This is a genomic window from Pseudoalteromonas agarivorans (assembly GCF_024518735.1).
Taxonomy (GTDB): domain Bacteria; phylum Pseudomonadota; class Gammaproteobacteria; order Enterobacterales; family Alteromonadaceae; genus Pseudoalteromonas; species Pseudoalteromonas atlantica.
On record NZ_JANIGJ010000002.1, the window covers coordinates 261,094 to 281,478 of the forward strand.

The window sequence follows — 20,385 nt, forward strand, 5'->3', positions numbered from 1 at the left end:
AAATAGTGTTTTATTTGCGCCAGATCAAACTTGCCATACGTCCTGTTTTACCTTCTCGCCGATAAGAAAAAAACAGTGATGGCTGAGAAACAGTACAATAATCGCCTCCGCTAATATTAATAACGCCTAATTGCTCAAGCTCAATGCGAGCGATTAGGTAAATATCGCACAAGTATTTATTATTGCTTTGTAATTTAAACGCCTGTTTAAACAACGGGGATTTTGCGATAAATCGCGTAGCAACCTCAGCGCCAACTTCAAATTGCTCAGCACCAATAGCAGGCCCAAGCCACGCATATACTTGCTTACTAGGCGTGCTAAAACAGGCAAGCGTATTTTTTATGATCCCTTTTTCAAGGCCGCGCCAACCACCATGCACTGCTGCAACTTCATGGCCATCATGACTTGCAAACAGAATAGGCAGGCAATCTGCACTCATAATAGCAAGAGGCTGATTTTTAACTTGGGTATACAACGCATCAGCACTGTGTAATGTTTGAAAATTAAAATCTGCATCAACACAGAGCACATCGCCACTATGCACTTGATTAAGCCACAGTGGCGGGTTTGGCAGGGATTGCTCAACCAAAGCACGGTTTTTTAGCACGTGCTCTGGATCATCATCAACATGTAGGCCTAAATTTAAGCTATTAAAAGGCGGCTTTGACACGCCGCCTTCTCGGGTGGTACTGAGCGTGCCTACCGAGGTTAAATTAGGCCAAGGGGCTGACAAAAAAGCCATTAATACTCTATGTTAGGGTTAGCTTTGGTATCTTCTCTAAGCACCTGAGTCATTGCCACCATGTCATCTGGAATAGGCGCTTGCCAAGTCATCATTTCGCCCGTAATAGGGTGCGCAATACTCAATTTTACTGCGTGTAAGGCTTGGCGATTAAATGTACGTAACATTTCAAACAGCTCTGGCGTAGCACCTTTAGGTGGACGAGGACGCCCGCCGTAGGCTCTATCACCAATTAACGGGTGGTTTATATACGCCATATGAACACGAATTTGGTGTGTACGTCCGGTTTCTAGGCGAAGGCGTAAACGTGTATGAGCACGGAATTTTTCAGCAACACGGTAATGTGTAATAGCAGGCTTACCCATTTCGTGAACTGCCATGTGTGTACGCTGCGTTGGATGACGGCCAATCGGCTTTTCAACCATGCCACCTGCGGTCATAGTACCATTACATAAAGCTTCGTATTCACGCGTAAAGTTTTCGCGTTTTTGCAGTGCTTTAACTAAATGTGTTTGCGCCTGAATAGTTTTAGCCACCACCATTAAGCCTGTGGTGTCTTTATCTAGACGGTGCACAATACCAGCACGCGGTACGTTAATAATATCCGGAAAATGATGCAGCAATGCATTTAGCACTGTGCCATCTGGGTTACCTGCACCTGGGTGAACGACTAGGCCCATAGGTTTGTTGATAACCAAAATATCATCATCTTCATAAACAATGTTTAATTTGATATCTTGTGCTTCGTATTCGCGTGGTGCTTCAATGCTGGTTTCAACATTTACAACTTCACCACCGAGAAGTTTTTCTCGTGGTGTGTTATAGATTTCACCGTCAACGGTGATTTTATCATCCAATATCCATGTTTTTATACGTGAACGTGAATAATCAGGGAACAATTGCGCTAATACTTGGTCTAGACGTTTACCACCTAACTCGGTAGGAACCTCGGCTTGAAGTGAAATTTGTTCTGACATTAGTAACTTTACCCAATTTACCAGTGCAAGCTGTGCCTGACTGGGTTAGAATCGCTTTTAATAAAAGCATAATATAATACGCATAGTTTACTCGGTTTTACCGCCGTGGCCTAGCCGAAGACATCGAAGGTAACAAATAAAATGATAAATAAAATAGGGAAACGTGCATTCGCCATTGTTTTTTCAGCTTCTGTACTTACTTTAGGGGCCTGTTCTTCTGCGCCTGACCAAGAAGATATCCAACGCGTTCCTAACAAATCTGCACACGCTTTGTATGAAGATGCAAAACAAACGCTCGACTCAGGTTTATACGCCCGTGCAATTGAGCTGTTAACCGCTATTGATTCACGCTACCCATTTGGCCCTTTCTCAAAGCAAGTACAAATGGATTTAGTGTATGCCCATTACCAATCAGGTAATACAGAGCAAGCATTAGCGACCATTGACCGCTTTATTCGTTTAAACCCAAACCACAAAGATTTAGATTACATGTACTACATGCGTGGCTTGGTTAACATTAAAGCAGATAAAAATGCCTTCCAAGAGTATTTTGGCATAGACAGAGCTGACCGCGATGCAAACCGAACACGTGTTGCATTTACCGATTTATCGACGCTTGTAAAACGCTTTCCAAAGAGTGATTACGCACCAGAGGCTAAACGTCGTTTAGCGTGGCTTTTAAACCGCATGGCGCGTTACGAGCTAAAAGTGGCTAATTACTACTACGAACGTGAAGCTTACCTAGCGGCCGCTAATCGTGGTAAGTACGTTGTTGAGCATTACTCGCAAAGCAGCTATTTAGAGCCTGCACTTGAGATGATGGAAAAAAGCTACGAAAAGCTTGGCCTGACAGATTTAAGTGAGCACGCAAGACTAACGCGTGAATACAATGAATCTAACTAATAAGAATGGCAGAGGTTTTTATTTAAACCTATGTTGATTGTTTAAAAGCCCTCTCTGAGGGCTTTTTTATTGCCTAAAAATAAGGCTAGTTGATGCCTGTGGCGCTTTTTAATACTTAGCGATTAGCCTTCGCACCACACTAAATATATCAATAGCAATTGCACTACACGCTTGTATAGCGCTTGTTCTAAAGGGATTCACTGTTGATCTAAGTTTTTCTTTTTACTGGCGTAAAAACAAAAAAGGTAAGCCTAAGCTTACCTTTTAATTAACTCATTGCGGGTGATTAAAGCTCAAAGTCTTTTTTGAATTTTAAACCAAACTCGCTACGGTCATTACTGCGCATTACACCAACAAAACCTGACTGCTGTAAACGACCTACATCGTAAACCTCATTTAATACGTTTTCACCGTATAAGGTTACTTCCATATCGCCATAAGGGTTAGTGTAAGAAATATTAAAACCAACTAATTCACGCGAATCAATAGTCTCGCTTTCATTGTAAACCGACTGGCCTTGCATTTCGCTTCTGAAAGAGTAGTTAGCGTTAAATGCGACGGTTGCACCACTGTCTAAATCCATAAAGTAAGAAGGGGCAATCATTACAGTCCAACGTGGTGTTAATGCTGGTGAATCACCTTTACCAATACCTTGTACGCCTGCATCTACTTCTGTAATTTCAGAATCTAAGTAACCTACAGAGCTGCGAATTGTGAAATCGTCTGTAATGGCAACGGTAGTTTCAAGCTCAATACCTTGCGCTTTAGATTCACCTGCATTTTCAACAATCGTTACAAAACCACCGCCTGCAGTAGGGTCAGAAAATGGTAAAGCAAGGTCGGTGTAATCAGTTACAAATACAGCCAACATCATAGATACATTTTCATGTACTTGGCCTTTTAAGCCCATTTCGTAGTTAATTGCTTTAGTTTCATCAAACGATACAAACTGATCGGGGCCACCAAATGGACGTGGAGGGAAACCGCCTGTTTGGTAACCTTTTTGAATTTGACCATAAACATTCATGTTATTGCTGATTTGATATGATGCGTTTACATCCCATGTTACAGCGTCAAACTCTGCACTTACGTATTTACGTTCAGCAAATGTTGGGAAAATCGCATCGGCATCTTTCTCATCTTTTGAGTAACGAAGGCCACCACCAATACTTAAATCATCTGTTAAATCGTAACTTGTATTAAAATATACAGCGTATGAGTTTGTTTCTTGGTTAATTTCAAAATCGCCATAGCCACCAAATGAAGGTGTAACACCATCGTTTAATAAACCATTAGGTGTATTGAATGGGCTAAATACAAATGGACCTGAACGTGTAAAGCCATCTTCGTTAAAGAAGTAAAGGCCTGATACAAAGTCCATATTGTCGTAAGTCGCATTTAGTTGAATTTCAAACGAGTATTGGTCTGCACCACCCTCTTCTGGGAACTCAGATAAATTAAGTGGTGAGGCATCATCATCAAGTCCACCTTCGTATTCAGAAGTACGGTAACTTGAAATAAATTTAGCCGTGTACGTATCATCAATTGCCCAATCAGCAGTAAATGACGTACCCCACCCTGAGTAAGACGTAGATTCAATACCAGCAACGGTAGTGCCTAAATCATCTGGGTCAGATGGGATCATATCCTGTGTTAATAAAGGAAAGTCACCATTAAATACATCATTTGCATCAAGCGGCTCAGTTAGCTCAATAGTGTAAGGCGATTGACCCGACTCGTTATCAACACCGTCAAGTGAAAAAGTAAACGCTAAATCGCTATTGGCCTGCCATTTAAGGGCTACGCGACCGCTAAATTCTTCTTCTTCACCAATTTCTTTTTCTGGATTAGCTAAATTGACAGCTTCACCCACACCATCGCGCGTTTTGTATGATGCACTTGCAGACATACTCACTTCATCTGTTAGCGAGTTATTAAAGTATACATCGCCAGCAATACGTCCGCGGCTACCAATTTTAGCTGTAGTTGAAACAATACCTTCATCACCTGGTTGCTTAGTAATTACATTTACTGCGCCACCTAAGGTATTACGACCATATAATGTACCTTGTGGTCCACGTAGAACTTCAACACGCTCTACATTTGGTAACGATAAGTTTGACCCCATTTGACGGCCTAAGTAAACACCATCTAAATAAACACCTACACCCGGATCGGTTGTAATTATGTGATCTTGTAGACCAATACCACGAATAAACACTGAGGCATGCGCCGCATTACCTACACCGTAGCGAGTGATATTTAAGTTTGGAACGTATTTACCAATATCTTCTAGGTTACTCATATTGGCTTTATCAATTAGGTTAGCACCAATTGATGTGATAGCGGTTGGAGATTCAAACAAGCTCTCTGTACGTTTACGAGCTGTAACTTCGATTTTTTCAAACGCGTCTTGTTTTGCTGTTGTTTTAGCTTCTTCAGCATTTACTGAGGTAGTTAGTGCAGCGACAATTGCGAGGCTTAACTGTGAGAGTTTGCGTAGTTTCAAAATATTCTCCAAAGGATACCGTATAATTTAGTTATGCGAACTTATTGGCTTGGGCAATAAGTTTTGGGCATAAAAAAAGACGCCTAATAGCATCTTTCCTCTGGAGGGGTATTATATTACATATTTGTGAAGAAATGTATAAAAATTTTCATTTAATAAACATACAGGTACAAATTAATTATAATTTTTGATTATTGTTGGATAATATTACTTACATTATAAATAGTTAAGGCATGCCATAAGGCCTCACTTTTAAGCAACCTATTCAAATACATAGCAAAACAGTGTAATACATATAGGTGAACTAATTTTCTTTATAGTAATAGTTACTTCAAATAACGGCTTTAAACTTCATTGAAATCGGCAATAAATAACAATATAGTATAATTATCAACCTTATGGATTGAATCGTTATGGAATCAGACAATACTAGTAATAAAAGTCTTAAATGTTTTAATAACCCTGATTACACCTCGCTATTTTGCGTAGCTGCGAAATACAATATTTTACTGGTTAACTACCAAGCACTTAACATAATTACTACCCATGATTTAATTACGCAATTTATGGCGCAGAATAAGCAACAAGGGTTAGTGATTTTTGATGTCCCTAAAAATTGCAATGCACTTTCTTTGAAAGAGTGGCCTAATCTAAAAGGGTTATTTTACGAAAATACCGATGAAAAATATTTTCAAAAAGGCCTTGAGGCAATTGAAAAAGGGAAGCTCTGGTTTCCACGCGATATTTCTGATTGTTGGATGAAGCAAATGCTAGCCACTGAGAAGCAGTCAGCGGTGCAATCTAGCAACTTAACTAGCAAAGAAATAAAAGTGTTAAACTTGTTATTCTCAGGGCTACACTCCAGCGCCATTGCTGACAACTTATTTATTAGCGAAGCAACAGTTCGTGTACATTTGCATAAAATTTATCAAAAAATTTCTGTTAAAAACAAGCAGCAGGCCTTGTTATGGTGTCAAGCCAATCTTAATAAAGTAAATAATTAAGCTTAAAGATGTAGCATAACGACAAATGCTTTTAGGCTTTTATATGCGCAATAAGCTTATATTAATAAAATAGTATTCCACTCTTTAATCATCATTTAGTACCGAAATAAAAAAATATCTAATGAAATCATACTTCTTTAAATAATAGCTTCTATGATTTAACATTTGTAACCAAAAGAAGAACACGGTCGGTAAAGTTTTTTTAACTAACTTCCTAAAATTATTAGATAAAAACTAAAATCACTTCTATAATCCCCATGAAATCAACATCTAAATAACAAATAGGAAATACATATGAAAAAGCTATCTGTAGCAGTAGCAATATGTGCCGCACTTGCATCTAGTTACACGAGTGCTGAAGTTCGTATAAATGGCTTTGCATCTATAGTGGGTGGTAAAAGTCTAGACAGTGATCAAACTTTATACGGATATGATGACGATATCTCATTTAAAAATGAGAGTGTATTTGCATTACAACTATCTGCTGATCTTCAGGAAAAGCTCAGCGCAACAGCGCAAATTGTGGCTCGCGGCGAGAATGACTTTGATGCCGATTTTGAATGGGCGTATTTAACTTATGAGTTTAGTGATGAGTTACAACTCAGCGCTGGTAAAATGCGTGCGCCATTTTACAAATACTCTGACTTTCTAGATGTAGGTTACACTTACCGCTGGGTTCGCCCTCCTCAATCTGTTTACAATTTACCATTTTCTACTTACGAAGGGTTGAGCTTACTATATACATCACAAATCGGTGATTGGGACTCAAGTCTTCAAGTCATATATGGTAGCTTTGAAGATAATATCGCAGTAGTGTCGGTCAATGGTGAAACTGAACTTAATGATATCGTTGGTCTTAACTGGTCACTTAGTTACGATTGGTTTAGCGCACGTGTTGCCTATTTTGTGGCAGAGACCACCATTGACATTGAAAATGATACTGATGCTGGTATCGCCCTTAATGGCCTAGAGGCAACTCTTCGCAGCTCGGGTTTCACTGATCAAGCAGATAGCATTGCTGTAGATGAAGACGATGGAGCATTTTTCGCACTTGGCTTTTCAATTGACTACAACAATATTTTATTTGATGCAGAGTATACTCAGTTTGAAGTCGATAACAGCGCTTTAGCTGAGCAAACTCAATACTATACCTCTCTAGGCTATCGTATGGATGAGTGGCTTGTTCACGTTACCTATGAAAACAACGACGATAAACACGATAACAACCGTTATAATTCACTTACAGCTGTGCCGCAATTAAATGCAAGTATAAATTCAGCATTAGAAGGCTCTAAAGCAAAAAGTAATGTTTACACCATCGGCGCCCGTTATGACTTCCACCCGTCAGCTGCATTTAAAATCGACTTTAGTCGCTTAGATGACGACATAACAAACATTGAAACTGATGTAGTAGCTGTCGGCGTTGACTTAGTATTCTAATTGGAGCGAAATATGAAAAAATTAATCCTAGCCAGTGTACTGTCGGTATGTGCGTTTAGCGCCTATGCTGAAGTTGCGGTAATAGTAAACCCTGGCAATGCAAGTGCACTTGATGCCGATACTATTAAAAAGATTTACCTAGGAAAAGCAAAATCATTTGCTAACGGTAATAAAGTGAACCCAGCTACTCAAAATGGTACCGCTGTTGCTGATGAATTCAATTCTAAAGTAGTAGGTAAATCAAGTAGCCAGTTAAATGCCTATTGGTCAAAACTTGTTTTTACCGGTAAAGGTACACCTCCAGAGAAATTTGATTCTGACCAAGCTGTTATTGATTTTGTTGCTAGTAATGGCGACTCAATTGGTTACATAGACAGCAGTAAGGCAACAGATAAAGTTAAGGTAGTTGCTACGTTTTAAGCGCGGTAGCTAGATATAAAAAAAACCACCGATTAGGTGGTTTTTTTATATCAAAATATTACGGCTTTATACTAATACCCTTAAATAAATGAGCAATTGAGTGGCGGACAAGTGTGTAGATAGCTAGGCAAAAAAACGTTATTTAGTTGCTCTAAATAACGATTTTTTAATGCAGCTACCGCCTAGCTTAGCCTCTAAAATGATTAAGTATTATTACGGGTTAATATTACTCAATTTTAAACTTCGCGGTGGCATCTAAAAGGTTATCTGAAAGGTAGTGTAGGTTTTTCGCTACATCCCTTACCGCCGCGAGTGAGTCCATGGTGTCTTCAAACGATTCATGCATATTCGTCACATTTTCTACCACCATCGCAGCAACCGATGTTTGCTCTTCTGTTGCAGCGGCGATTTGTGAGTTCATACCATTTATTTCTAACATTTGCTCTGCAATTTTTTCTATCGAAACGCCAGTTTTCTCTGCGGCTGTTGCATTATCTGTGGCCATATCTCGCGCTGATGTCATCGCCGTCACAGACTCATTTGCAGCCTCAGTCAAGGTGCTTAGTAACTCACGAATTTCATTCGTTGAATGTGCTGTACGTGATGCAAGCTCTCTTACTTCATCCGCAACCACGGCAAAGCCTCTACCGTGCTCACCTGCACGGGCCGCTTCTATAGCAGCATTTAAAGCTAATAAATTAGTTTGCTCAGCAATAGATGTGATCACATTAAGAATTTGAGACACATTTTTTGTATCATCAGCTAACTTATTGATAGTTGAGGCGGCTTGATTTATTTCATCACTTAACGTACGTGAGGCGGTGACTGACATTTGAACTTGAGTTCTGCTTTGTTCTACCTCTTTTTCTGCTGTTTGCGCTGCATTTGATGCACTTGCCGCCGATTGAGAAATATCACCCACGCTTTGCTTCATCTCTTCCATAGACTGTTTAACCACCTCAGCCTCTGTTGTTTGCTTTGTGGTTGCGCGTTCAGCCTGCTCCATTCCTTGCACTAAGCGAGTTGAATTCTCCATTAGTGGCTCACATACCGCGATTACTTCAAGTACTGTTTTTTTCAGCAAAGCGATGAAGGAGTTAAAGTTAATTGATACTTGACCAATTTCATCCTCTGAATTTACGCTCAGATTAGTGCTCAGCGACCCTTTACCGTTTGCGAGCAGACTCAGGTTATTAGCGGCATCACTTGCAGAGGCAGCAATACGTTTAGCAATCCAAATAGCCATAAATAGCAGTAAAATTAACGAAACAATAGATACTACCAACATAAGTGTCAGTGCGTGATCAGAACGCTCTTTAGTACTTGCAACTAACTCAAAAAAGCGATCGTCCGCTTTTGCTTGAGCGGTTTTAAACTTTTCAAGCACATCATTATACAGTGCTGTTTTTCTTTGTGCTTGTTGCTGAATTTTACTGAAGTCAGCGGTTCCATTTACCATGCCATTGGCAATACTGGCTGATATTTTTTCGTAATTTGCTAACTGAACTTTCGTGTCACTATGAATATACGAAGCGTTTATTTGCTCAACCGCATTTATGTTGTTGCTTAGTGCATTGTATGTGTCAGCCGCTTTCTCTACTAACTCCTGCTCACCAAATGTAACTGCTTGCGTATAAAGCTCATCGAGCTTTTCTAAAAGACTTACATTTGCTGATGTTAACTTAACAACCTGATATGAAGACTTTTCCATTTCATCAAGTGCGATTCTATTGTCATTCATTGCAAAGTAATTAATCAAAACGATTGCTAAAAATGCTACAACCGCAATACTGGTAATCGCATGTATTTTTTTACTTATGCTGAGGTTTTGAAAAGAGAAGCCTGAAGCCATTGTGTATACCTTATTTTGTTGTCTATATCTATTATCGGCTTATTACCTATAAGTGTTAACTAAATTTGTAATATTTCTAGTTTTTTTTACAAATACAGCGAGTTTTAAACAACTAATAAACGCAAAAAGGATCAAGCGATTAATAAGTGAGCAAATTGAAAATTTCCCATAAAAAAACCAGTAACATTGCTGCTACTGGTTTTATAATTTGGTGCGGATGGGGGGACTTGAACCCCCACGCCCGAAAGCACTACCCCCTCAAGGTAGCGTGTCTACCAATTCCACCACATCCGCATTTTTTAAGCTTTCGCTTAGGTGTTAAACTTATTGACTTACTTGAGGAGTATAAGTCGTTTAACGTTAGCTTTACGCTAAATTAGTTTGGTACGTCAGAGCTCTGCTGTTGAGTAACAGGTACGTCTTCTTCTGCTGGCGCTACAGTTTCTACTGCAGGTGCTGCTTCAAGGTTTTCCCACTCATCGGTCTTTTTAATTTGACCGGCAGTTAAGTTACCTAACACAATACTTAAAACAAAAAACACTGTTGCTAAGCTTGTTGTTGTTTTGGTCATGAAGTTACCTGCACCTGATGAGCCAAAAACTGTGCCCGAAGCACCGGCGCCAAATGAAGAACCCATGTCTGCGCCTTTACCTTGCTGGATTAAAACCATACCAACTAAAGCCAAAGCAACAACTAAATAAACTACTAATAAAATTTCGTACATCTTATACGGTCCCTTTTGCACTGTTACAGATTGCAGTGAACGAATCTGCTTTTAGACTAGCTCCGCCAATAAGGCCGCCGTCTATATCTGGTTGTGCAAATAATAATTCGCTATTTTTTTCGTTAACGCTACCACCATATAAGATGGTAAGCCCTTGTGCTAAATCGCTATCTAATGATGCAATTTTGTCACGGATAAATTTATGAACAGCTTGTGCCTGTTCTGGCGATGCAGTCTTACCTGTGCCTATGGCCCAAACGGGCTCGTATGCTATCACAGAATCTTTCAGTGCTGCTACACCTAATTTCTCAATTACTGCATCAATTTGTGCAGCAACCACATGTTCGGTTTGACCGTTTTCTTGTTCGCTCTCGCTTTCACCTATACACAAGATAGGTGTTAGTCCTACTTGCTGTGCACGGGCAAATTTTGCGGCTACGGTTGCATTGCTTTCTTTGTAAATACTGCGTCGCTCTGAATGACCTACGAGTACATACTTAGCACCTAAATCTTTAATAAGCTGAGCATCCACTTCACCGGTAAAGGCGCCTGGGGTATTTTCACATAGCGTTTGGGTACCCGTGGTAACACCACTTTCAACCAGTGCTGATACTAATGGAAATGGAGGAAATAAAACAATGTCTATCTCATTTGATTTAACACTGTTAATGGCATCAGACAGTTGAGTGACAAGCTCTAAAGAGCCATTCATTTTCCAGTTGCCTGCGACCATTGCCTTACGTATTGCCATTTTCCACTCCAGATTAGAAAGCGGGCGAGATATTAACTTTTCTCGCCCTAAGTTACAAGAGGTTATTGTTCTCAATCAGTTTATTTGCTCATAGATTCGACAACTGCTGCAATTTTTTGCGCACTGTCTAAGACTATTTTTTCTTGTTCGGCTTCAACCATAACACGTACTACCGGTTCAGTGCCTGATTTACGCAGTAAAACACGGCCTTTTTCGCCTAAAGCTTGCTCTACTTGCGCAACTGCATCTTGTACTTCTGGTGCTTGTGTAGGGTCTGTGCCAGGTGTGTAACGTACATTAATCATTTTCATTGGGTACTTTGTAAAACCAGCCCCTAAATCTTGTAATGTGCGATTTTGAGCCACCATTGCAGCCAATACCTGAAGGCTTGAAATGATACCATCGCCCGTGGTGATTAAATCGAGGTTTAATACATGGCCTGAGCTTTCACCGCCAATTCTCCACCCTTTTTGCTGCAGCATTTCCATTACATAACGGTCGCCAACTTTACTGCGCGCAAATTCAATTCCTTTTGCTTTTAATGCATTTTCAAGCCCCATGTTCGACATAACCGTGCCAACAACACCACCACCTAGCATATGATCTTCAGCCGCTTGACAGGCAATAATGTAAACTAAGTCATCACCGTCAAATACGCGACCGTTGTGATCAACCATCATTACGCGATCACCATCACCATCGTAAGCAATACCCACATCAGCTTTGTGCTCTAGCACTTTGCGCTTTAACGTATCAACGTGTGTAGCACCACATTCATGGTTTATATTCACCCCATTAGGCTCACATGCATGAGTAATCACTTCAGCGCCTAGCTCACGCATTACCGACGGAGCAATATGGTAGGTTGCGCCATTGGCACAATCTAGTACAACTTTTAAACCTTCAAGTGATAAGCCTTGTGGAAATTGGCTTTTACAAAATTCAATATAGCGCCCATCAGCACTTACTAAGCGCGAGGCTTTACCAAGTTTATCTGAGGCAACACAGGTCATTGGTTCATCAAGCATCGCTTCAATTTGTAGCTCAACGTCGTCATCCAATTTTAAGCCTTGGCCATTAAAAAACTTAATCCCGTTATCGTAATATGGGTTATGTGATGCACTAATTACAATACCTGCCTCGGCTCTAAACGTTTGCGCTAAATATGCAACAGCGGGCGTTGGCATTGGCCCAAGCAGTACGACATCTATTCCTGCGGCAATTAAACCAGCTTCAAGCGCGGTTTCTAGCATGTAACCTGAAATACGGGTATCTTTACCTATAATTACTTTTTTTGTTCCACTTAGAGACAAAACTCGACCTGCGGCCCAGCCTAATTTCATTGCAAACTCAGGGTTAATTGGAGCTGTGCCCACTAAACCACGCACCCCATCGGTACCAAAATATTTTCTTTCGCTCATTATAAAGCTCCTTTTTCGCAAGCTTGGAGTACACCAAGCACATCTGCTGTTTCTTTTACATCGTGTACACGAATAATTTTTGCGCCATTTTGCGCGGCAATTAGCGCACCGGCTAAGCTGCCCGCTAATCGCTCATCTGTTTTTCTGTTTAGCAAATTACCTATCATCGACTTGCGTGAAAGACCTGCTAAAAGCGGTAGTTCAAATTTATTAAATGCATTAAATTTAGCAAGTATTTCAAAATTATGCTCTAGGGTTTTGCCAAAGCCAAAACCTGGGTCGAGGATAAGTTGCTCCACCTTAATACCCGCTGTTTCGCATGCGCTTATACGCTGCTCAAAAAAGAGGTTAATTTGCGCTAGCAAGTCAGTATAAGTGGGTTCACTTTGCATTGTCCGTGGCTGCCCTTGCATATGCATTAAACAAATTGCTACATTGGGATACTTAGCGAGTGTGCTAAGTGCGTGGGGCTCTTGTAATGCACGTACGTCGTTAACTATATCAGCACCTGCTAAAATCGCCTGCTCCATGACCTGCGCTTTACTGGTATCTACCGATATAACGCAGTCACTTTTAGCTCTAATTGCTTTTATTGCAGGTATCACACGATTAAGTTCATCGTCTAAATCAACATCTGGCGCGCCTGGACGTGTAGACTCCCCGCCAATATCAATGATAGTTGCACCCTCGTCTAGCAACTGCATTGCCTGTTGCACCGCGTGCGCTGTATCTAAAAACTTTCCACCATCAGAAAATGAATCAGGGGTCACATTTAAAATACCCATCACACATGGTTTTTCTAAATTAAGTTTACGCCCACGGGGAAGGTTTATTATGTTAGTCATCGCCAACCTTTTAGTTATTTGATACAAAAAAGCCCCGAAGTACGGGGCTTTTAAAGTATTATTTTAACGATTATTCAGCTTTATCATCAAGGTTTGTTTCATCTTTTTTCGATGAATCATCCGGTTTTTGGCTTTCATCAACCGGCTTTTCTTGAGGTGCGACTGTTTTAGTTGGCTTATCGTCTAAACGGTCGTGTGCATCACGTGGTTCACGCACAGGCTGACGCGCCATTAAATCATCAATTTGTTTAGCATCAATTGTTTCATATTTCATTAATGCATCTTTCATCGCATGAAGAATATCAATATTTTCTTTTAATATATCTTCTGCTCTTTGATAATTACGGTCTGAGAATAAGCGTACTTCGGCATCAATTACTTTAGCTGTTTCATCAGACATGCTCATTGCGCGACCACCGCCGCCACCCATGTACATCTCGTTTTGATCTTCAGCGTAAAGTAACGGACCTAGTTTTTCACTCAAGCCCCACTGCGTTACCATTTTACGTGCAATATCTGTTGCACGCTCAATGTCGTTACTCGCACCCGTTGTTACTTTGTCTTCGCCATAAATAAGTGCTTCAGCAATTCGGCCACCGTAAAGGCTTGAAATCATTGACTCTAAAAGCTCTTTAGAATGGCTAACACGGTCCTGTTCAGGTAAGTACATAGTTACACCAAGGGCACGGCCACGTGGAATAATCGACACTTTATAAACTGGGTCGTGCTCTGGCACCATACGGCCAACAATAGCATGGCCCGCTTCATGGTAAGCCGTCATTTCTTTCTCTTGCTCACTCATCACCATGGTCTTGCGCTCTGCACCCATCATGATTTTATCTTTAGCAGCATCAAATTCAGCCATACTTACAACACGTTTATTACCACGTGCGGCATAAAGTGCGGCTTCGTTTACAAGATTTGCTAAATCAGCACCAGAGAAACCAGGCGTACCACGTGCAATAACTGCCGCTTCTACGTTATCGCCTAATGGCACTTTACGCATATGTACTTTAAGAATTTGCTCACGGCCGCGAATATCAGGCAAGCCAACCACTACTTGACGGTCAAAACGACCAGGACGTAGTAATGCAGGGTCTAGTACGTCAGGGCGGTTAGTTGCCGCTATAACGATAATACCTTCATTACCTTCAAAACCATCCATTTCTACTAGCATTTGGTTTAGTGTTTGTTCACGTTCGTCGTGTCCACCGCCCATGCCAGCGCCACGCTTACGACCTACAGCATCAATCTCATCTATAAAGATAATACAGGGTGCAGCCTTTTTAGCTTGCTCAAACATGTCACGTACACGCGATGCGCCCACACCAACAAACATTTCAACAAAGTCAGAACCTGAAATGGTGAAAAACGGTACTTTTGCTTCACCGGCTACGGCTTTAGCAAGTAATGTTTTACCCGTACCAGGAGGACCCACCATTAGTACGCCCTTAGGAATACTACCACCAAGTTTTTGGAACTTAGAAGGGTCACGTAAAAAGTCTACTAACTCTGTTACGTCGTCTTTTGCTTCATCACAACCTGCTACATCAGCAAAAGTTGTTTTAACTTGGTCTTCGCTCATCAGGCGCGCTTTGCTTTTACCAAACGACATTGCGCCTTTACCGCCACCGCCTTGCATTTGACGCATGAAGAATATCCATACCCCTATAAGCAGCAACATTGGGAACCAAGAGATAAAAATACTTGCTAAAAACGATTGTTCTTCAGGCTGTACGCCTTTCACATTTACATCGTTTTTAAGTAAATCATTGATTAAATCTTCATCGTACATTGGCATTGTGGTTTGAAAACGCTCACCACTGCTTTTAGTACCTGTAATATTACCCGTTCCACGGTCAATAATAACTTCTTGTAAAGAGCCGCTACGCACGTCTTTTACAAATTGAGTGTAACTTGTTTGACGATCAACTTGATCGCCGCCATTAAAGCTCTGAAATACTGACATTAGCACAACTGCAATAACCAGCCAGAGTATTAGATTTTTCGCCATATCGCTCAAGGGGTTAACCTCTTGTATCCAATTAATTTAAATTCAACTAAACGCCAAGCAACTGTACTACAGTTTGTAGCCGGTCGCTACTATATATACTTCCCGAGAACGGGCACGTGAGGCATCAGGTTTGCGTATTTTCACTGCTTTAAAACTATTACGAACATCTTGCAAGTATTGATCAAAGCCTTCACCTTGAAACACTTTAACAACAAATGCACCATTTTTCTTTAATACTTGATGACACATATCAAGTGCTAATTCTACCAAATACATGCTACCAGCTTGATCTACCGAGTTATTACCGCTCATATTTGGTGCCATGTCAGAGAGTACCACATCAACATTTTTACCATCAATGCGTTTTAACAATGCATCAAGTACGGCTTCTTCACGAAAATCGCCTTGTAAAAAGTCAACCCCCGCAAGTGAGTCCATAGGTAATATGTCACACGCAACAACCTGACCTTTATCAGATACTTTCTCGGCTAAGTATTGTGACCAGCTGCCAGGTGCAGCACCTAAATCAACAACGGTCATACCAGGGCGAAGCAGTTTATCTTTATTTTGGATCTCATCTAATTTGAAAACAGCTCGAGAACGCCAGCCTTTTTTTTGCGCTTGCTGAACATATTGATCATCAAAATGTTCTTTCAGCCATCGCTTTGAACTGGCTGAATGTTTTTTATTTGTCATAAATTAACACGCAACTAATTAGTAATATTCTTTAGATGGCGTTAGAATACCCTTAATTCAAGCCATATTCAGCAAAATTTGTATAAACATGACATTATCAAACAAACAAAAGCAGTTTTTAAAAGGTCAGGCGCATAGCCTTAAGCCTGTAGTTTTACTAGGTTCTAACGGTTTAACCGAGGGCGTAGTAGTCGAAATTCAAAGTGCATTAGAAATTCACGAATTGATTAAAGTAAAAGTACCTACTGACGATCGTGAAACAAAAGCACTTATTTTTGATGCAATCGTTCGTGAAACCGGCGCTACTAAGCTACAAACAATAGGTCACACTGTTGTATTGTATCGTCAAAGTGCAGAAAAAAAGATTCAATTACCACGCGCATAAGTTAATTGTGTAGTGAGCTTTTTATAAAAAAAACCAGCCTTAAGCTGGTTTTTTTATTATATGCGCTTATTTATGCTTTTTACCTTTAAACAATAAATTTAAAGCACGGCGCTTTTTAAGCAATTTTAGGCCTGTTTTATTTAGTGCGTTTGTATTTTAATAAACGGTCTAAAAATTCAGTAGTTAATTCATTTATCACGCCTGTTTCCGCGTTAACAATCAAGCTAAAACCCACATTTAAATGCGGTATAACCACTAAGTCACTGCGATAGCCTTGCACCCAGCCACTATGATAATAAAGCGTTTCATCGTTATAGTTATAAACACGCCAGCCTAATCCATAATAAGCTTGTTCTAATTCCTTTTTCCATACTCGTCTATAACGCTCTTTTTTTGTAAGTGTATAAGGGCGTGTTTGTATAGCAAGTGCATCTAAAGAAAGTACATCTAGGTTTTGCCCTAATTGCGCATTTAACCATTTTGCCATATCGGTGGCACTTGCATTTACGCCCGCAGCTGGGCCGACTTTATAATAGTTTTTTTTCAGCTTGGCTGTGTACCAACGCTTTTTGCCTCTAACGTGCGGCAGCGCATAATTTTTATCCTGCACCATTGCATCGTAGCCTAAGCTGGTATCGCTCATTTTTAATGGTGTAAAAATCCCCTCTTGCAGCCACTGGTCATATTTTTTATTGGTACTGCTGTAAATGACATCATCAATTAAACTAAACATCACATTTTGATAGCCATAGCATTGGCCTGGTTCGCAAATGGGCTTTACTGTTAATAGCTTTTCGACAATATCGGGGTAATCCATTCTTGATTCGATTAAATTGTCATACGCATTAGGAACCAAACCGCTGGAGTGGCTTAATAAGTGAAATACTTTTAAATTATCTTTATAAACCGTGCCTTTAAAGGCAGGTATATACTCACTTACCGGTTTAAATAAATCTATTAACCCTTCACTTGCAAGCTTTGCAGTTAACGACCCTGCAAATGTTTTTGACACCGAAGCCAACCTAAAGCGGGTGTGGCGGTTAACCTGTGTGCCACTTCTTGCCTTGGTGCGGCCCATGGTGTGGATATAATCGGCGTTACCAATACTCACTATCGAAAGCGCAGCGCCAGGAATACCTTTACTGCTGAGTTTTTTTTCTGCGTAGCGTCCATACTGTTTTACGAATCCATCCCAGCTTGAGTCTGCTTTAGCTATTGCCTGAAGCGGTAAAGACAGACAAATAGCGACCCAAACATACATAAAATTAGTGAGATACTTCATTCGTTACAAATTTATTCTTTTTTAACTACATCTATGTGCATAATATCATGAAGTTTTGATAGGACTAACGTACAATGTTGCGATTATTGGCTTTTTAAGTGGATGTTAAGTATTTATGCGTTTTATAGTTGTATCACTTTTTATATTATTATCAGCAGGTTGTGCAATTACCAAGCAGCCGGCCGAGCCTTTGGCTTTACCGTTAAAGCCAACATTAAAGAGCGAAACTTACCAGCTTGAGTATAAAACAGAGCACGCATCGCCAAAAGTTAAGTCTGTACAGTTACCGGCGCACAAAGTAACACGCGGCCAAACAGTGCGTATTACAACCGATAAAGCAAGCGTAACAGACACGCTATTAAAGCAAATAACCCAAGCCTTGAACGATAAAGGCTTAGAAGTGATTGATAGTAAAAACAGTGACTACACGTTAGCTATTCATCAGTTAGATTTAGCATTTACTGACGATACAAAATATGCGTTAACTCAACCTGAAAACCCGTACCCTTTATTTGCCAAAGTAGCGCAGCAATACCCTACTCAACAATGCGCCACCATACTAGCGCAAGTGAGCATGCGCATTACGCACCGCGCCTCTGGCGATGTGGTGTGGTTTGCAAAATCATCAATAGACAGCGCAAGCTTCCACCGTGAGCCTTTATTGTTTAGCTTTGCCCAAGAGCAAAAAATTACTAATGAGTTAGAAGTGGCAACATTTGTACATCAACAAAATACCGAGCAAGCCCGTATAGCGCGCGCAGGTAAGGAAGTAACTGTACCGCCCTTTAAAACTATTACTAAATTAAGCAGCTTAACTAAACTACAAGGCCCATGTACGCGTACAGAGGTGAGTGCCTTAACGCCTATGATGCAATATTACTTAAGCAGTATTTTAATTGACAAAATAAAAGTGCAATAACGTAAAAAACTACATTTTTTTACAGATTCAAGGATTCACTTACCAATATAATACGCTTAATAACAAATAATAATTAGGTCCCCAGGGATGAAAAACGCTTTCTTACAGCATACTTTTATTAATAGCGTATTGCTTTGCGCCAGTTTTTTGAGCTTTCAAAGCCAGGCAAGCAATCGATACTATGCTGATAACACGCTAGAGCCCACCCAAGGCTTTGCGTGGGATTGGAGCGCTGGGGCTGGTTATTATGTAGAAGACTCTTACCTAATTGGTCTTGATTCCTACGACGATGGCATTGAACTCGATTTAAGCCTGGCTATTTCCTACGAAAACTTTTATCTCGACTTTGATCATAACCAATTAAGCGGCGGCTTAGTTGTGGGTTACAGCCTTATAGATAAATTTGATTGGGGCTTGGATATATTAGGCACCAATACTCAAGCTGGCTTTGATGACAAAGGTTTAGGTTTTTACAACCACGGTGTAATAGAAGAGCTTGCGGGTATAAAGTCACGTAATTACGATTTTGATGCTGGGCTAAGATTAACGCGCCGCTTTGAAAACTCGCAAATTTCGTTTGAGTTTTTACATGATATTACAGGTACACATAATGGCTGGGTGTTTAACACCTTTTTTAGCCATATTTTGCCATGGCGTAATTGGGAGTTTAGATCTGGAGTGGGTATTAGCGCTTATTCGGGCAGTTTTACTAACTATTACTTTGGTATAGATGCAGACGAAGCCACCGCTAATCGCCCTATTTACACCCCTAATGGCAGTACCAGTATTATGTTTGAGTTTCATGCTGAGTACCCTATTTCTCAAGATTGGGTGTTTTTGTCTGGCTGGTTAACAACGTGGTTTTCAAAAGAAATAGACGACAGCCCCATTATTTCTCAAGGGTATCAACATAAAGCCAAGGTAGGCCTACGTTATGTATTTTAGATGGATCTGTTTATTATTGATCTTCCCTGCTATTTCATCTGCTAAAACCACAGATAAAACAGCCCCATTAATTGCGCTGCCCGACACCTGTGTTGCACTACGTGAAGGCCGCAATTGCTACGCTGATGTAACCCTTAGCTGGCAGCAACCAACTATTGGTAATTACTGCCTAAGAGACGCAACATCGAAATATATAATGCAATGCTGGTTAAAGCAGCAACAAGGCGTATTTGAATATACCTTCGACTCCCAGCAAAGTATTTCTTTTGAATTGTTTGATAGTAATACAGCCCAAGTTATTGCCACAACAGAGGTTAAACTGCAGTGGGTTTATCAAAATAGACAAAAAAAACGCCGCTGGCGCTTGTTCTAATTAGAGGTATGACATTTCGTGATTGATTTTACAGCAATGTGTTTGGTAATTAAGTAAGTCAGCGTTTATAAAGTGTGGTTGTTTACCTATATAGGCACTAACGCAGCATAAATCCCAAACCTATGCAGCCCTTAGGGTTAGTTAAGGGCGAGTTTCAATCCACACACGGCAACCCTCTAACAC

Annotated in this window: 19 protein-coding genes and 1 tRNA gene; 8 read left to right on the plus strand and 12 right to left on the minus strand. The window is 40.4% G+C overall.

Going from position 1 to position 20,385, the window contains the following annotated elements:
• Window positions 1-10 precede the first annotated feature (10 nt).
• Together pgeF and rluD are read right to left on the minus strand one after the other, a co-directional pair.
• Window positions 11-742 carry a peptidoglycan editing factor PgeF gene (pgeF, locus tag NQT65_RS05530; protein WP_256850677.1) on the minus strand — a complete coding sequence of 244 codons (732 nt, stop codon included), beginning with the start codon at window positions 740-742 and terminating at the stop codon, window positions 11-13.
• Window positions 742-1,719 (minus strand): 23S rRNA pseudouridine(1911/1915/1917) synthase RluD, encoded by a 978-nt coding sequence (gene rluD, locus NQT65_RS05535; RefSeq protein ID WP_004587336.1) that lies wholly within the window; start codon window positions 1,717-1,719, stop codon window positions 742-744. The genes pgeF and rluD overlap by 1 nt, the downstream gene beginning before the upstream one ends.
• A 141-nt stretch (window positions 1,720-1,860) precedes the next feature.
• Between rluD and NQT65_RS05540 the strand changes: the two genes are divergently transcribed.
• The gene (locus tag NQT65_RS05540) at window positions 1,861-2,622 is read left to right on the plus strand and encodes an outer membrane protein assembly factor BamD (RefSeq protein ID WP_256850678.1); all 762 of its coding nucleotides are present in this window, start codon (window positions 1,861-1,863) and stop codon (window positions 2,620-2,622) included.
• A gap of 286 nt (window positions 2,623-2,908) precedes the next feature.
• On the opposite strand, the gene NQT65_RS05545 is transcribed toward NQT65_RS05540, so the two are convergent.
• Window positions 2,909-5,131, minus strand: a complete 2,223-nt coding sequence (locus NQT65_RS05545) for a TonB-dependent receptor (RefSeq protein ID WP_029773462.1) — start codon at window positions 5,129-5,131, stop codon at window positions 2,909-2,911.
• 413 nt (window positions 5,132-5,544) lie between these two features.
• Here NQT65_RS05545 and NQT65_RS05550 point away from each other — a divergent pair, with 413 nt between their 5' ends.
• The 3 genes from NQT65_RS05550 to NQT65_RS05560 all read left to right on the plus strand — a co-directional run bounded on the left by NQT65_RS05550 (window position 5,545) and on the right by NQT65_RS05560 (window position 7,995).
• Window positions 5,545-6,135 carry a LuxR C-terminal-related transcriptional regulator gene (locus NQT65_RS05550; protein ID WP_096739941.1) on the plus strand — a complete coding sequence of 197 codons (591 nt, stop codon included), beginning with the start codon at window positions 5,545-5,547 and terminating at the stop codon, window positions 6,133-6,135.
• A gap of 294 nt (window positions 6,136-6,429) precedes the next feature.
• A complete protein-coding gene (locus NQT65_RS05555; RefSeq protein ID WP_256850679.1) occupies window positions 6,430-7,575 on the plus strand; it encodes a porin in 1,146 nt (381 codons plus the stop codon).
• A 12-nt stretch (window positions 7,576-7,587) separates the two neighbouring features.
• On the plus strand, window positions 7,588-7,995 hold the full coding sequence (locus NQT65_RS05560) for a type 2 periplasmic-binding domain-containing protein (protein ID WP_024031842.1): 408 nt from the start codon (window positions 7,588-7,590) through the stop codon (window positions 7,993-7,995).
• 226 nt (window positions 7,996-8,221) lie between these two features.
• On the opposite strand, the gene NQT65_RS05565 is transcribed toward NQT65_RS05560, so the two are convergent.
• The 8 genes from NQT65_RS05565 to rlmE all read right to left on the minus strand — a co-directional run bounded on the left by NQT65_RS05565 (window position 8,222) and on the right by rlmE (window position 16,298).
• Window positions 8,222-9,847, minus strand: coding sequence for a methyl-accepting chemotaxis protein (locus tag NQT65_RS05565; protein ID WP_024031841.1), 1,626 nt, complete (start codon window positions 9,845-9,847; stop codon window positions 8,222-8,224).
• A gap of 209 nt (window positions 9,848-10,056) precedes the next feature.
• Window positions 10,057-10,141, minus strand: a tRNA-Leu gene (locus NQT65_RS05570).
• A gap of 82 nt (window positions 10,142-10,223) precedes the next feature.
• Window positions 10,224-10,571, minus strand: a complete 348-nt coding sequence (gene secG, locus NQT65_RS05575) for a preprotein translocase subunit SecG (protein ID WP_004587340.1) — start codon at window positions 10,569-10,571, stop codon at window positions 10,224-10,226.
• A 1-nt stretch (window position 10,572) separates the two neighbouring features.
• Window positions 10,573-11,322 (minus strand): triose-phosphate isomerase, encoded by a 750-nt coding sequence (tpiA, locus tag NQT65_RS05580; RefSeq protein ID WP_256850680.1) that lies wholly within the window; start codon window positions 11,320-11,322, stop codon window positions 10,573-10,575.
• Between the two features lie 80 nt (window positions 11,323-11,402).
• A complete protein-coding gene (gene glmM / locus NQT65_RS05585) occupies window positions 11,403-12,743 on the minus strand; it encodes a phosphoglucosamine mutase (protein ID WP_096042054.1) in 1,341 nt (446 codons plus the stop codon).
• Window positions 12,743-13,588, minus strand: a complete 846-nt coding sequence (gene folP / locus NQT65_RS05590) for a dihydropteroate synthase (RefSeq protein WP_256850681.1) — start codon at window positions 13,586-13,588, stop codon at window positions 12,743-12,745. Before folP ends, glmM begins: the two co-directional genes overlap by 1 nt.
• Before the next feature lie 70 nt (window positions 13,589-13,658).
• Window positions 13,659-15,602: an ATP-dependent zinc metalloprotease FtsH gene (ftsH, locus tag NQT65_RS05595; protein WP_004587344.1), complete on the minus strand. Its 1,944-nt coding sequence runs from the start codon at window positions 15,600-15,602 to the stop codon at window positions 13,659-13,661.
• 66 nt (window positions 15,603-15,668) lie between these two features.
• Window positions 15,669-16,298 carry a 23S rRNA (uridine(2552)-2'-O)-methyltransferase RlmE gene (gene rlmE / locus NQT65_RS05600; protein ID WP_004587345.1) on the minus strand — a complete coding sequence of 210 codons (630 nt, stop codon included), beginning with the start codon at window positions 16,296-16,298 and terminating at the stop codon, window positions 15,669-15,671.
• 88 nt (window positions 16,299-16,386) lie between these two features.
• Between rlmE and yhbY the strand changes: the two genes are divergently transcribed.
• Window positions 16,387-16,683 carry a ribosome assembly RNA-binding protein YhbY gene (yhbY, locus tag NQT65_RS05605; RefSeq protein ID WP_004587346.1) on the plus strand — a complete coding sequence of 99 codons (297 nt, stop codon included), beginning with the start codon at window positions 16,387-16,389 and terminating at the stop codon, window positions 16,681-16,683.
• Between the two features lie 136 nt (window positions 16,684-16,819).
• Here the strand turns inward: yhbY and NQT65_RS05610 are convergent, their stop codons facing one another.
• The gene (locus NQT65_RS05610; RefSeq protein WP_256850682.1) at window positions 16,820-17,965 is read right to left on the minus strand and encodes a serine hydrolase domain-containing protein; all 1,146 of its coding nucleotides are present in this window, start codon (window positions 17,963-17,965) and stop codon (window positions 16,820-16,822) included.
• A 115-nt stretch (window positions 17,966-18,080) separates the two neighbouring features.
• Between NQT65_RS05610 and NQT65_RS05615 the strand changes: the two genes are divergently transcribed.
• The 3 genes from NQT65_RS05615 to NQT65_RS05625 all read left to right on the plus strand — a co-directional run bounded on the left by NQT65_RS05615 (window position 18,081) and on the right by NQT65_RS05625 (window position 20,202).
• Window positions 18,081-18,884 carry a hypothetical protein gene (locus NQT65_RS05615; RefSeq protein WP_248462536.1) on the plus strand — a complete coding sequence of 268 codons (804 nt, stop codon included), beginning with the start codon at window positions 18,081-18,083 and terminating at the stop codon, window positions 18,882-18,884.
• 87 nt (window positions 18,885-18,971) lie between these two features.
• A complete protein-coding gene (locus NQT65_RS05620) occupies window positions 18,972-19,829 on the plus strand; it encodes a MipA/OmpV family protein (RefSeq protein ID WP_004587349.1) in 858 nt (285 codons plus the stop codon).
• The gene (locus NQT65_RS05625; RefSeq protein WP_004587350.1) at window positions 19,819-20,202 is read left to right on the plus strand and encodes a DUF3019 domain-containing protein; all 384 of its coding nucleotides are present in this window, start codon (window positions 19,819-19,821) and stop codon (window positions 20,200-20,202) included. The genes NQT65_RS05620 and NQT65_RS05625 overlap by 11 nt, the downstream gene beginning before the upstream one ends.
• The last annotated feature ends 183 nt before the right edge of the window (window positions 20,203-20,385 follow it).

Coding starts and splice junctions, on each gene's coding strand:
- pgeF (WP_256850677.1), bottom strand. CDS start 742: ATGGCTTTTTTGTCAGCCCCTTGGCCTAATTTAACCTCGGTAGGCACG.
- rluD (WP_004587336.1), bottom strand. CDS start 1,719: ATGTCAGAACAAATTTCACTTCAAGCCGAGGTTCCTACCGAGTTAGGT.
- NQT65_RS05540 (WP_256850678.1), top strand. CDS start 1,861: ATGATAAATAAAATAGGGAAACGTGCATTCGCCATTGTTTTTTCAGCT.
- NQT65_RS05550 (WP_096739941.1), top strand. CDS start 5,545: ATGGAATCAGACAATACTAGTAATAAAAGTCTTAAATGTTTTAATAAC.
- NQT65_RS05555 (WP_256850679.1), top strand. CDS start 6,430: ATGAAAAAGCTATCTGTAGCAGTAGCAATATGTGCCGCACTTGCATCT.
- NQT65_RS05560 (WP_024031842.1), top strand. CDS start 7,588: ATGAAAAAATTAATCCTAGCCAGTGTACTGTCGGTATGTGCGTTTAGC.
- NQT65_RS05565 (WP_024031841.1), bottom strand. CDS start 9,847: ATGGCTTCAGGCTTCTCTTTTCAAAACCTCAGCATAAGTAAAAAAATA.
- secG (WP_004587340.1), bottom strand. CDS start 10,571: ATGTACGAAATTTTATTAGTAGTTTATTTAGTTGTTGCTTTGGCTTTA.
- tpiA (WP_256850680.1), bottom strand. CDS start 11,322: ATGGCAATACGTAAGGCAATGGTCGCAGGCAACTGGAAAATGAATGGC.
- glmM (WP_096042054.1), bottom strand. CDS start 12,743: ATGAGCGAAAGAAAATATTTTGGTACCGATGGGGTGCGTGGTTTAGTG.
- folP (WP_256850681.1), bottom strand. CDS start 13,588: ATGACTAACATAATAAACCTTCCCCGTGGGCGTAAACTTAATTTAGAA.
- ftsH (WP_004587344.1), bottom strand. CDS start 15,602: ATGGCGAAAAATCTAATACTCTGGCTGGTTATTGCAGTTGTGCTAATG.
- rlmE (WP_004587345.1), bottom strand. CDS start 16,298: ATGACAAATAAAAAACATTCAGCCAGTTCAAAGCGATGGCTGAAAGAA.
- yhbY (WP_004587346.1), top strand. CDS start 16,387: ATGACATTATCAAACAAACAAAAGCAGTTTTTAAAAGGTCAGGCGCAT.
- NQT65_RS05610 (WP_256850682.1), bottom strand. CDS start 17,965: ATGAAGTATCTCACTAATTTTATGTATGTTTGGGTCGCTATTTGTCTG.
- NQT65_RS05615 (WP_248462536.1), top strand. CDS start 18,081: ATGCGTTTTATAGTTGTATCACTTTTTATATTATTATCAGCAGGTTGT.
- NQT65_RS05620 (WP_004587349.1), top strand. CDS start 18,972: ATGAAAAACGCTTTCTTACAGCATACTTTTATTAATAGCGTATTGCTT.
- NQT65_RS05625 (WP_004587350.1), top strand. CDS start 19,819: ATGTATTTTAGATGGATCTGTTTATTATTGATCTTCCCTGCTATTTCA.